This window comes from Burkholderia sp. Bp8984, assembly GCF_003853755.1.
GTDB lineage: Bacteria > Pseudomonadota > Gammaproteobacteria > Burkholderiales > Burkholderiaceae > Burkholderia.
Genome location: NZ_QTQN01000006.1, coordinates 1 through 11,983, shown reverse-complemented (window position 1 = coordinate 11,983; position 11,983 = coordinate 1). Strand labels below are relative to the sequence as shown.

The 11,983-nt window shown below is 63.0% G+C and carries 9 protein-coding genes and 1 tRNA gene; 3 read left to right on the top strand and 7 right to left on the bottom strand.

Going from position 1 to position 11,983, the window contains the following annotated elements; all coding sequences use genetic code 11:
- Nucleotides 1-250 precede the first annotated feature (250 nt).
- The 7 genes from DID98_RS08295 to DID98_RS08265 all read right to left on the bottom strand — a co-directional run bounded on the left by DID98_RS08295 (nucleotide 251) and on the right by DID98_RS08265 (nucleotide 8,519).
- Nucleotides 251-329: transfer RNA gene (locus tag DID98_RS08295), tRNA-Ile, on the bottom strand.
- A 138-nt stretch (nucleotides 330-467) separates the two neighbouring features.
- Nucleotides 468-2,885 carry an RNA polymerase sigma factor RpoD gene (rpoD, locus tag DID98_RS08290; RefSeq protein ID WP_124486422.1) on the bottom strand — a complete coding sequence of 806 codons (2,418 nt, stop codon included), beginning with the start codon at nucleotides 2,883-2,885 and terminating at the stop codon, nucleotides 468-470.
- A gap of 88 nt (nucleotides 2,886-2,973) precedes the next feature.
- Nucleotides 2,974-4,845, bottom strand: coding sequence for a DNA primase (dnaG, locus tag DID98_RS08285; protein ID WP_124521306.1), 1,872 nt, complete (start codon nucleotides 4,843-4,845; stop codon nucleotides 2,974-2,976).
- 72 nt (nucleotides 4,846-4,917) lie between these two features.
- The gene (locus DID98_RS08280) at nucleotides 4,918-5,364 is read right to left on the bottom strand and encodes a GatB/YqeY domain-containing protein (RefSeq protein ID WP_059524656.1); all 447 of its coding nucleotides are present in this window, start codon (nucleotides 5,362-5,364) and stop codon (nucleotides 4,918-4,920) included.
- Nucleotides 5,365-5,549: 185 nt separating this feature from the next.
- Nucleotides 5,550-5,762, bottom strand: coding sequence for a 30S ribosomal protein S21 (rpsU, locus tag DID98_RS08275; RefSeq protein WP_006479415.1), 213 nt, complete (start codon nucleotides 5,760-5,762; stop codon nucleotides 5,550-5,552).
- Between the two features lie 105 nt (nucleotides 5,763-5,867).
- Nucleotides 5,868-7,088, bottom strand: coding sequence for an NAD(P)/FAD-dependent oxidoreductase (locus tag DID98_RS08270; protein WP_124521304.1), 1,221 nt, complete (start codon nucleotides 7,086-7,088; stop codon nucleotides 5,868-5,870).
- A gap of 492 nt (nucleotides 7,089-7,580) precedes the next feature.
- Entirely contained in the window at nucleotides 7,581-8,519 is a 939-nt protein-coding gene (locus DID98_RS08265) for a LysR family transcriptional regulator (RefSeq protein ID WP_124521302.1), read from the bottom strand.
- 119 nt (nucleotides 8,520-8,638) lie between these two features.
- Here DID98_RS08265 and DID98_RS08260 point away from each other — a divergent pair, with 119 nt between their 5' ends.
- From DID98_RS08260 to DID98_RS08250, 3 genes are all read left to right on the top strand, one after another.
- Nucleotides 8,639-9,970: an MFS transporter gene (locus DID98_RS08260; protein WP_124521300.1), complete on the top strand. Its 1,332-nt coding sequence runs from the start codon at nucleotides 8,639-8,641 to the stop codon at nucleotides 9,968-9,970.
- The gene (locus DID98_RS08255; protein WP_124521298.1) at nucleotides 9,967-11,373 is read left to right on the top strand and encodes an FAD-binding oxidoreductase; all 1,407 of its coding nucleotides are present in this window, start codon (nucleotides 9,967-9,969) and stop codon (nucleotides 11,371-11,373) included. The genes DID98_RS08260 and DID98_RS08255 overlap by 4 nt, the downstream gene beginning before the upstream one ends.
- 11 nt (nucleotides 11,374-11,384) lie before the next feature.
- Nucleotides 11,385-11,983: electron transfer flavoprotein subunit beta/FixA family protein (locus DID98_RS08250; RefSeq protein ID WP_148093540.1), on the top strand; the 599-nt coding region annotated here is incomplete at its 3' end.

Genomic DNA, 11,983 nt, shown 5'->3' with positions numbered 1-11,983 from the left:
TCGGCTTCGATGCGCACCGGTCTGTCGTCGAATACGCAGACAAGCGATCGCTCGCCGCGAAATCTTCGGGAAGGCAGTTTAGGGATGGGGAACACGAACGGTCCCTACCCGTTCGGGTAGTCCGGAGCCATGGATTGCCCGGGTCCGACGCGTTGAAGCCCGGAAACGAAAAAGCCGGCCCACCGGGCCGGCTTTTCGCGTCCAATCGCGGTCGGTTGCACCGCGTGGAAACTCTCGAACAAAGCGAATCTGGTGGGCCCCCCGGGAGTCGAACCCGGCACCAACGAATTATGAGTTCGCTGCTCTAACCAAGCATGAGCTAGGGGCCCAGACGGGAAGCAACCTGTGCTACACGCCACCCCGGCAACGAAGCCGGGCCGGCATTGTAACAACAAAGCCGCTAAAGAGGACAAACGCCACCGGCATCACGCGGATACCGGCGGCGTTCGCAAGTGAGACGCTGGAAATCAGTTCCCTTCGAGGAACGACTTCAGCTTGTCGGAACGGCTCGGGTGACGCAGCTTGCGCAGCGCCTTGGCCTCGATCTGACGGATCCGCTCGCGGGTAACGTCGAACTGCTTGCCGACTTCCTCGAGCGTGTGATCGGTGCTCATCTCGATACCGAAGCGCATCCGCAGAACCTTCGCCTCACGCGGCGTCAGCGAATCGAGCACGTCCTTCACGACGTCGCGCATGCTGGCATGCAGCGCGGCATCCGCCGGCGCGACCGTGTTGTTGTCCTCGATGAAGTCGCCGAGATGGGAATCGTCGTCGTCACCGATCGGCGTTTCCATCGAGATCGGCTCCTTCGCGATCTTCATGATCTTGCGGATCTTGTCTTCCGGCATCTCCATCTTCTCGGCGAGCGTTGCCGGATCCGGCTCGAGACCGGTTTCCTGCAGGATCTGCCGCGAGATGCGGTTCATCTTGTTGATCGTTTCGATCATGTGAACCGGAATACGGATCGTGCGCGCCTGGTCCGCGATCGAACGCGTAATGGCCTGGCGGATCCACCACGTCGCATAGGTCGAGAACTTGTAGCCGCGACGGTATTCGAACTTGTCCACCGCCTTCATCAGGCCGATGTTGCCTTCCTGGATCAGGTCGAGGAACTGCAGGCCGCGGTTCGTGTACTTCTTCGCGATCGAGATCACGAGACGCAGGTTCGCCTCGGTCATTTCACGCTTCGCCTGACGCGCCTTCAGTTCGCCGGCCGCCATCTGGCGGTTGGTTTCCTTCAGGTCCTTCAGCGGCAGCACGACGCGCGCCTGCAGGTCGATCAGACGCTGCTGCTGCTCGCGGATCGCCGGAACGTTACGCGACAGGACCGCGCTGTACGCATGGCCTTCGGCCGCGATCTTCTCGGCCCAGTCGAGATCCGTCTCGCTGCCGGGGAAGCGCGCGATGAATTCCGAACGCGGCATGCCGCACTTGTCGACGACGATGTGCAGGATCTGACGCTCGACCTGACGCACTTCGTCCACTTGCGCACGCAGCGTGTCGCACAGACGCTCGACGGTACGCGCGGTGAAGCGGATCGTCATCAGTTCGGTCTGGATCGTTTCCTGCGCCTTCAGGTAGGACTTCGACTTGTAGCCTTCCTTCTCGAACGCGCGGCGCATCTTGTCGAACCACTCGCTGATCTGCGAGAACTTGTCGAGCGAGGCACGCTTGAGGGCTTCGAGCTGGGCGGCATTGGCCGACGCCTGAGCGGCACCGTCGTCTTCCTCCTCTTCCTCTTCTTCCTCTTCCTCTTCGGCTTCCTCGTCCTCGTTCTCGATCGCTTCCGCTTCCTTCGCGGAGAAACCGTCCGTATCGGCGGAGTCCGAAGCATTCGGATCCAGCAGGCCGTCGACGAGCTCGTCGACGCGGATCTCTTCGTTCGCGACGCGCTCGGCCATCGCGAGGATGTCGGCGATCGTCGTCGGGCACGCGGAAATCGCCATCACCATGTGGCGCAGGCCGTCCTCGATCCGCTTCGCGATCTCGATTTCGCCTTCGCGCGTGAGCAGCTCGACCGTGCCCATCTCGCGCATGTACATCCGGACCGGATCGGTCGTGCGGCCGAATTCCGAATCGACGGTCGACAGCGCGACTTCCGCTTCTTCCTCGACTTCATCGTCCGACGACGCGGCCGGCGCGTTGTCGTTCAGGAGCAGCGTTTCCGCGTCCGGAGCCTGCTCGTAAACCGCCACGCCCATGTCGTTGAACGTGCCGATGATGCCTTCGAGGGCTTCGGTCTCGGTGAAGTTGTCCGGCAGATGGTCGTTGATTTCGGCATACGTGAGGAAGCCGCGCTCCTTGCCGAGCTTGATCAGCGCGCGCAGTTTCACGCGGCGCTCTTCGAGCTCCTCGGCCGTGCCGGGCGTGCTCGTCGCGAACGCTTCCTTCAGCAGCGCCTTTTCCTTGGCGCGACGATCGCGCACCTTGGATTTGCCCGGGGCAGCCGCGGCTGCGGGCTGCTCGTCGCTCTGATTTGCGTCGTCATCGACGGATACTTCGTTCAGCTTTTTGGTCATGGAGTTCGCCGTACCGGCTATATCGACTCGCGGCTGCTGGACGACAGCCGGTTGAACCGTAGGTGCATGAGTAGTACGTACTGCCGTTTCGTCCGCGGCGGCAGTCGTGTCCCTTGCGCTTTTCGCACTTGCCCGCTTCGCCGCCGGCTGGGCCGGCCCGGAGTCGGGTCTGGCGGCAGCCCGTGTTCTGGCTGCCGGCGCCGGCGCAGCCTGAGCAGTGCCGGCCGCGGTTTTCTTTCCTGCAGGGGCTGACGTGGCTGAAGACGTTGTCCTGGTGGAAGAAGCAGACTTGGCCGCTGTGACCTTGGTGGTCGGCTCCGTCGAGCCCTTGCCTGTTGCTTTCTTTCCGCCTGTCGTCTTTGCCATCGCGAATCTCGCCTCTGCTTAGAAAACAAACCGCTGGAAACCTTATATTATAGCACGCTGGGGCGCCCTCTCTCAGCGCCCCGGCCGCCTACAGCCCGAGCCGACGTTTCATGTCGGTTCGCTGCTGGTTCAATTCCGTCAATTCGGCCAGTTCCTCGGGTGTGAAGGTCGATTGCCGCGCCAGCCGATCGAGCCGGTCGCAGCAGGCGTCATAGCGCATCTTGAGCACCGCGGCCTGCAGTTCCTCCCCCGCGATCCGTTCCTGTTCACGCTGCCGCTCGGGCACCGTCTCGTCTTCCGGATTCTGTAACAGCAAATCGCGGACGTTTTCATCATAGTCCAGAATTTCGCGGAAGATTTCCTCGTAAGTCGCGCCGTTCGAGGAGGTCCGCAGGACATCGGACAGCAGCCGGAACTCCGCGCCGTCACCCAGCGCACGCGCATGCTCGACGACTTCGGCGAACAGCTCGCCGATCCGCGGCAGCGCGCGCAGGGTCGCAAGCTGTTCGTCGTCGAGCTGCGACGCGATCCGCGGATGCATCACGAGCGTGCGCAACGCGCGCTTTTCGCTGTCCGTCACGCGCCGCCGCTCGCTGCGCGCGGGCGCCTGGCGCGGCGGCGCCGCGATGCGCGCATCGACGTCCGACAATCCCGCGACTTCCTCGAACGGGATATCGAGACGGTCGGCGAACATGTGCATGATCTGCGCGCGCAACGCGTTCGCCGGCAGCGCCTGCAACAGCGGCTTCGCGTCGAACAGCGCCTTCGCGCGACCTTCCGGCTGATCGAGCGCCTTGCCCGCGATTGCTTCGTTCAACAGAAATTGCGACAGCGGCATCGCGCGCTCGACCTGCTCGGAGAACGCGTCCGCACCGAATTCGCGTACATAGCTGTCCGGATCGTGCTCGGCCGGCAGGAAAAGGAATCGGATCGTCCGGTTGTCCGCCGCATGCGGCAGGCACGCTTCGAGCGCGCGGCGCGCCGCGCGCCGGCCGGCCGAGTCGCCGTCGAAGCTGAAAATGACCGTGTCGGTCTGGCGCAGCAACTTCTGTACGTGGATCGGCGTGCATGCCGTGCCGAGCGTCGCGACCGCGTTCGGGAAGCCGAGCTGGGCGAGCGCGACGACGTCCATGTAGCCTTCGACGACCAGCACGTACTTGCGCTCGCGGATCGCGAGGCGCGCCTCGAACAGCCCGTACAGTTCGCTGCCCTTGTTGAACAGCGGCGTTTCCGGCGAATTCAGGTACTTCGGCTCGCCGCTGCCGAGCACGCGTCCGCCGAACCCGATCACCTGCCCCTTCACGTTGCGGATCGGGAACATGATCCGCTCGCGGAACCGGTCGTAGCGTCGCGCCACACCCTGCGCGTCGGTTTTCTCGCTGACGATCACGAGCCCCGATTCGACGAGCGAGTCGTCGCGATAGTCCGGGAACGCCGTTTCGAGGTTCTGCCAGCCGTCCGGCGCATAGCCGAGCCCGAAGCGCGCGGCGATCTCGCCGGTCAGGCCCCGGTTCTTCAGGTACTGGATCGCGACGGTCGCGCCACGCAGTTGCTTGCGGTAGTAGTCGCACGCGGCGGCCATCACGTCGGACAGCGCGGTCGCGACCGATTTCGACACGGGCGCCGGATAGTCGCCGCCGCCTCCACCGCCGCCGCCGCGCATCGACGGCTCGTGCGGCACGGTCAGCCCGACCGACTGCGCGAGCTCCTGCACGGCTTCCGGGAACGTGAGCCCCGCATGCTCCATCAGGAAGCCGATCGCCGTGCCGTGCGCGCCGCAGCCGAAGCAGTGATAGAACTGCTTGGTCGGGCTGACGGTAAACGACGGGCTCTTCTCGTTATGGAACGGGCACAACCCCATGAAGTTGGCGCCGCCCTTCTTGAGCTGCACGTACCGGCCCACCACGTCGACGATATCGACGCGGTTCAGCAAATCCTGCAGGAACGAATGCGGAATCACCGTGGGATCGAGCGAAAAAAAGACAATACGACGCCCCGGCGCACGCGCATGCGACGCGCCGGGAAGCGGGTTTTACTTCGACAGCGCGGCCTTGACCTGCGCGGAAACGGCCGTCATGTCGGCGCGGCCGGCGAGCTTGCCCTTCAGCACGCCCATCACCTTGCCCATGTCCTGCGGGCCGGCTGCGCCGGTTGCCGCGACCGCGGCCTGGACTTCGGCGGCCACTTCGGCGTCCGACAGCTGCGCGGGCATGTAGGCGCCCAGCACCGTCAGTTCGGCCTGCTCCTTCGCGACGAGATCGTCGCGGCCGGCGGCCTCGAACTGGCTGATCGAGTCCTTGCGCTGCTTGATCATCTTGTCGATCACCGCGGTGATGCCCGCGTCGTCGAGGGTCACCCGATCATCGACCTCGCGCTGCTTGATCGCGGCCATCAGCAGGCGAATCGTCGCCAGACGCTCGCTTTCCTTCGCGCGCATCGCGGCCTTCATGTCTTCGCTGATCTGCTCTTTCAAACTCATCTTGCACCCGGGATGGAAACGTGACTTCGACGCCCGCGAACGGGCGTCAACACAAAAACCCGCTTGGGACTAAGTCTCAAGCGGGTTGCTCGAATCCGGCATCGGCGACTCGCGGCCCCGGAACGAGGCCGATCGTGCGGAGGTCGCCGGTGCGCCGCTCAGCGAACCGCGCGGCGCTCAATCGTTCAGTACAGCTTCTTCGGCAGCGTCTGGCTGCGAATCCGCTTGTAATGACGCTTCACCGCAGCAGCCTTCTTGCGCTTGCGCTCGGCGGTCGGCTTTTCGTAGAACTCCCGCGCACGAAGCTCGGTCAGCAGACCGTTCTTCTCGATCGTGCGCTTGAAGCGACGCATGGCGACTTCGAACGGCTCGTTTTCTTTAACGCGAATGATCGTCATGATCCGACACGAATAAAGGTTTGCAGGGAAGACTTACGAGTATAGCAGAGCGTCGTGCAAAGACATAAGGGCCGGGTCCCGTCAACGGCAGGGCGCGCAGCCGTGTCAGGCGCCGCGCGAGAACTCCGCCGCAGCCTGCCCGGCCGCCGTGCCGGACGCCCATGCCCACTGGAAGTTGTAACCGCCGAGCCAGCCCGTCACGTCCACCGCCTCGCCGATGAAGAACAGCCCCGGCACCCGCGCGCTCATCATCGTCGCCGACGACAGTTCGCGCGTATCGACGCCCCCTTTCGTCACCTCGGCCTTCTTGTAGCCCTCGGTGCCGTTCGGTGTCAGCGTCCAGCCGGACAGCGCGTCGCCGATCTGGCGCAGCGTCTTGTCGGGCAGGTCCGCGAGCCGCGCGTCGGCCGCGACGCGGTGCGTGTCGAGCCAGACGTGGGCGAGGCGCGACGGCACCCAGTCCGCGAGCAGCGAGCCGATCTGCCGCTTCGACGTGCGCTTTGCGTCGAGCAGGTCGGCCACCGCGTCGCGCTGCGGCAGCAGGTCGATACGGATCGGGTCGCCCGACTGCCAGTAGCTGGAGATCTGGAGGATGCCCGGGCCCGACAGGCCGCGATGGGTCAGCAGCAGGTCCTCGACGAATTCGCCGCCGCGCTTCTTGTCGCCGGTCGACACGCGCACTTCGAGCGACACGCCGGACAGCGCCGCGAACGGCTCCCAGTCCTGCGACGCAAAGGTGAGCGGCACGAGCGCGGGCCGCGTATCGACGAGCTTGTGGCCGAACTGCTTCGCGAGCCGGTAGCCGAAGTCGGTGGCACCGATCTTCGGGATCGACAGGCCGCCGGTGGCGACGATCAGCGCGCGTGCGCGGATCGGCCCCGCCTGCTGCGTGTCGAGCGTGAAGCCGTCGGACGGCGCGTGGCGCACCGCGTCGACGACCACCGGCCGGCGCCAGGCGATGCCGCCCGCGTCGCATTCATGCTTCAGCACGTCGATGACCGCGTCGCTGCCGTGATCGCAAAAGAGCTGCCCCTTGTGCTTTTCGTGCCAGGTCACGTGGTGACGCTTGAGCAGCCCGAGGAAGTCGCGCGGCGTGTAGCGCGCAAGCGCCGAGCGCGCGAAATGCGGATTCGACGACAGGTAGTTGTCGGGACCCGCATGGAGGTTCGTGAAGTTGCAGCGGCCGCCGCCCGAGATGCGGATTTTCTCGGCGAGCCGCGGCGCATGGTCGATCAGCACCACGCGGCGGCCGAGTTGCCCGGCGACCGCGGCGCTCATCATCCCGGCGGCGCCCGCGCCGATCACGGCGATGTCGTAAGTTTCCATGGCGCGGTTTGTTCAGGAACTTTGCATAGGCTAGGAATTATGCATATTTATCAGCCACTTAGAGGTAGGCGACTGATGAATATCTTGAGGAAGGGCGAATGATACATGCGACGGCGGAGAACGCAACGCTTGGATGGCCGCAGCTTCGATTCTCAGGTAGGGCGCATGCAACCGCGAATCGACAGCCTTCGTCCTTGCTGATCGCCAGGAGAACCTGAATGCGGCTGAACTCCGCGACCAGCGACTCCTCATCAGCAGCCGGCCCTATCCCGGTTTCCCGATCCTGCTTTGGGACAGCATGGAGGGTTGTCGTTCGGTCAACAGGTTTCAGCTCAGCCTGCGTGATATCCAAGAGCGGCTGTTCGAGCGCGGATCAACCTTGTATCGATACATTCCGGACAACCGAAGCTCGCGACATTTTCCCAAATTCACATCGTGGCTCCGATTTCGAATCGGCACGTTGGACGGACGTACCCGTGCGACAGCACTGGATCAACATTTGACGCGTCGCCGAGCTATTCCAAGCGACTCCATACCACTCAACGAGTCTACAAGGTATTGACGGAAGCCCTCAGCGGCTGGCGAGACCGCGCGGCTTGCCGAATGGTAAAGACATACTTGGCGCATGACTTCCGGCTCTACAATCCGGCGCATAACCAAACCAAGCGGTCGCGCCAGCAGGCCGACATACGCCGGCGCCAGCGTCAACGCAAGTCCAACCGCTGCCATCCCAAGAGCGGTGCTGATGTTGTCGACGACGTCCATAGGCGCGATACGCTCGTCGTCAGCGACGCCTGCGCGCATGAGTGAAACGTTACGTTCATAGTCTCGACCCGCCGCGACAACCGGCTGCTTTCGCAGGTCGGACCACGTAATCCGTCCACGTTTAGAGAGAGGATTGTCCGGCGCGCACCAGAGCACCCAGGGGCTTTTGAACAGTTCGATACGCGCCACGTCATCACCGACCGTCTGATCGGGGCCGACTCCGAGGTCGACGTCTCCGTTGGCAACCATGTCTACAAGGTTATCGACTGCCGCATCCCGAATCCGTATCACCACCTTGGGATGCGTTTGCCCGTATCTCTTAATCGCAGTGGGCATCATCGTCGTCGCGATTACAAGCGGAGCTGCAATCCGAACGATCCCTGCGGCGCGATTCCGTATATCGTCCGCCGCGGCCTGAGCCAGTTCGATATTCCTCATCACGCTCTTCGCGTGAACGACGAACTCCCGGCCGGCCGGCGACAGTGCCACGCTACGCGTGGTGCGATCGAACAGGCGAAATCCCACACCGCTTTCGAGTTCCGCAATCAGCAGACTTACGGCGGACGGCGACAAGTTCAGGCGCTCGCCAGCTCGCGCAAAGTTGCGAACATCCGCCACGGCAAGGAAAGCAGCAAGCTGCCTCGGCGTGAATCTGGCCCCGGACATGCCCCCTCCATTGAACAGTTTTTCTCGATAATAGGTCAGAAATCATCGTTTGTCTTATTGAATAGCCCGACGCAAACTTTCGCCACAAAGACCGACTATTCCAACTCAGGAGACACACTGTGGCGCAATCATTCACCGCGCACCTCGAGCAGGAGGAACAGCTCGAAGAACGCGCTTACTCGATCGTTACCTGGCGGCTTGTGCCGTTCCTCTGCCTGTGCTTCGTCATCGCGTTCCTCGATCGCGTCAACATCGCGTTCGCGAAATTGCAGATGGTGTCGGAGCTGGGCTGGAGCGAGCAGATCTACGGTTTCGGCGCCGGAATCTTTTTTCTCGCGTATTTCGTATGCGAGGTTCCGAGCAATCTGATCATGCATCGGGTCGGCGCACGCCGCTGGATCGCCCGAATCATGATTTCCTGGGCCGTGCTGACGGGCCTCATGGCATTCGTGCACACGACGACGGCCTTCTATGTGATCCGCTTCCTGATTGGCGCCGCCGAAGCGGGCTTCTTCCCTGGGATCATCCTCTACCTGACATATTGGTATCCAGCGAAGCGCCGAAGCCGCGTGATCGCAACATTCATGACCGCCATTCCGATCGCCGGCGTCTGCGGCGGCATTCTCTCAGGATGGATTCTGTCGACGTTTCACGGCGCGGCTGGTTTATCCGGGTGGCAATGGCTGTTTGTGCTCGAGAGCGTACCGTCGCTGATTGTCGGTATCGCTGCATTGTTCTATCTCGACGACAGTATCCGCAACGCGAAGTGGCTGGACGACGAAGCGCGCGTCCGGCTGATTGCAAACATCGAAGCAGAGTCGAAGAACAAACAAACGGTATCGCTTTCCGAAGCGTTGCGTCGGCCCGCAGTATGGCTGCTGGCGTTCGCGTACTTCGGTGCCGCGATGGGTCAGTATGGTTTCGGTTTCTGGCTTCCGTCGATCATCAAACACATGGGCGTCGCGTCTGCGCTGAATGTGGGCCTGCTGTCGGCAGTTCCATACGCGTTCGGCATCGGCGCGATGCTGGTGGTCGGGCGTAGCGCGGATCGAAGCGGTGAGCATCGCTGGCACTATCTCATACCGTGCGCTGCCGCGGCTCTCGGGCTCGTCGCGAGTGCGCTGTACAGCGGCCAGCAGGTGGTTTCGCTTGTGGCGCTGACGGTTGCCTGCATGGGATTGCAGTGCCTTGCGCCTGTGTTCTGGCGCATTCCAACTTCGTTGCTGGGTGGGGTTGCTGCGGCCGCTGGCATCGCACTGGTCAATTCGATCGGCAACCTTGCCGGGTTCGTCAGCCCTTACATGATCGGTTGGATCGTAGACCGCACGGGCAGCGCGAGCGTCGCGCTTTACGTCACCGCAGTGTTTCTGCTGCTGTCGGCCGGCATCGTCGCTGCGATGCCGCGCAATGCCGGGCGGGATCGGCAACTCAACATCGGACATACTCAATGACTCCGTTCATCGAACAGCCTGTCGACCTATTCGTCGCGGCGCTCGAAAGCACGCTCGGCGACAGCTCGGTCGTGCTCGACTCGTCTGTCGCGTCGGCTCACGCCGGCGACTGGAGTGAAGCACCACATTGCATGCCGGGCATCGTCGTGTTCCCGCGCACGCCGCAACAGGTGGCGGCGACACTTGAGATCTGCAGCCGCTTTCGTCGCCGTGCTGTCGTGCAAGGCGGCTTGACGGGTCTCGCCGGTGGCGCGACGCCGCGCGAAGGGGAAATCGCGCTTTCGTTATCGAAGCTCGATGCAATCGAGGAAATCGACGCCGTAGGCGGCACCGCCACCGTGCAGGCTGGCGTCGTTCTCGAAGAATTGCAGCAACGCGTCGAAGAACAAGGCTGGTACTTTCCGCTCGATCTCGGCGCTCGCGGTTCATGCCAGATCGGCGGCAACGCCGCTGTCAATGCTGGTGGTAACCGTGTGATCCGGTTCGGCACAATGCGCGATATGGTGCTTGGCCTCGAAGTCGTGTTGCCCGACGGGCGTCTGCTCAGCATGCTCAATCGCGTCACGAAAAACACAACCGGCGTAGATCTGAAGCACCTGTTCATCGGCAGCGAAGGTACTTTGGGCGTGATTACCAGACTCGTCCTCAAGCTTTCTCCGCTGCCTACGAGCGCATGCACTGCGCTCTGTGCGCTTCCGTCGTTTGACGCCGCAACGCAGCTCATACGCGACGCTCGCGCCACACTGCCGGGCCTCTCCGCGTTCGAGGTCATGTGGGACGACTTCATGGCCGCCGCTCGCGAAGTCCACGAGTTGCGGCCAGCCTTCGATGCCCCCGCGCCGGTGTACGCATTGCTGGAGACGCTCGGTACCGACGAAGCAGACGAACGGCGACAACTCGAGGAGTTTCTGGCCAATGCGTTCGACCACGGTCTCGCGACCGATGCCGTCGTAGCCCAATCGATCGACGACGCGCAGCGGCTTTGGGCCTATCGCGAAGCCATAGGCGAACTGCTGGCGCACCTCAAGCCGCATGCCGCTTTCGATGTTGGCGTTCCGATGGCAGCAATGGAGCGGTTCGTTGATTCGACGCGCAAAGCGCTGACGCAGCAGTTTGCGCGCCAACGTCACCTGTTCTTCGGCCATATCGGCGACGGAAATCTTCACGTGCTTTCGGGTCCCCACGACAGCCCGGACGACCTGCATCGCGTTGAAGATCTCGTCTACCGGGCAGTCGCCGACGTGGGCGGCTCGATCTCTGCTGAGCACGGCATCGGAGTCGTGAAGCGAGACTTTCTGCACCATAGCCGTTCTGCTGACGAGATTGCGTTGATGCAGGCGATCAAGGACCTGCTGGATCCGGCAGGCGTACTGAATGCTGGTCGGATTCTACGAAAAGACTGAACGGAAGATACATGAAGATAATCGTCGCGGTGAAAAGAGTGGTCGATTACAACGTGAAGGTCCGCGTGAAGTCGGACAACACCGGCGTCGACATCGCGAACGTGAAGATGTCGATGAACCCGTTCGACGAAATCGCGGTGGAAGAAGCGGTGCGCCTGAAGGAAGCCGGTGTCGCGACCGAAGTGATCGCGGTGTCGGTGGGCGTCGCGCAAGCGCAGGAAACGCTGCGTACGGCGCTGGCGATCGGCGCGGATCGCGCGATCCTCGTCGAGTCGAACGACAGCGTCGAGCCGCTGGCCGTCGCGAAGATCCTGAAGGCGCTGGTCGACAAGGAACGGCCGCAACTGGTGATCCTCGGCAAGCAGGCGATCGACGACGATTCGAACCAGACGGGCCAGATGCTGGCCGCACTGGCAGGTCTGCCGCAAGCGACGTTTGCATCGAAGGTCACGATCGCGGACGGCAAGGCAACGGTTGCACGCGAAGTCGACGGTGGCGCGGAAACGCTGTCGCTGACGCTGCCGGCGGTGGTCACGACCGACCTGCGCCTGAACGAGCCGCGCTACGTGACGCTGCCGAACATCATGAAGGCGAAGAAGAAGCCGCTGGA

Bases quoted from the DNA above. Each gene is read 5' to 3' on its own strand.
- DID98_RS08280 (WP_059524656.1), bottom strand. From the start codon at position 5,364: ATGAGTTTGAAAGAGCAGATCAGCGAAGACATGAAGGCCGCGATGCGC.
- rpsU (WP_006479415.1), bottom strand. From the start codon at position 5,762: ATGACGATCATTCGCGTTAAAGAAAACGAGCCGTTCGAAGTCGCCATG.
- DID98_RS08255 (WP_124521298.1), top strand. From the start codon at position 9,967: ATGACTCCGTTCATCGAACAGCCTGTCGACCTATTCGTCGCGGCGCTC.
- DID98_RS08265 (WP_124521302.1), bottom strand. From the start codon at position 8,519: ATGTCCGGGGCCAGATTCACGCCGAGGCAGCTTGCTGCTTTCCTTGCC.
- rpoD (WP_124486422.1), bottom strand. From the start codon at position 2,885: ATGGCAAAGACGACAGGCGGAAAGAAAGCAACAGGCAAGGGCTCGACG.
- DID98_RS08270 (WP_124521304.1), bottom strand. From the start codon at position 7,088: ATGGAAACTTACGACATCGCCGTGATCGGCGCGGGCGCCGCCGGGATG.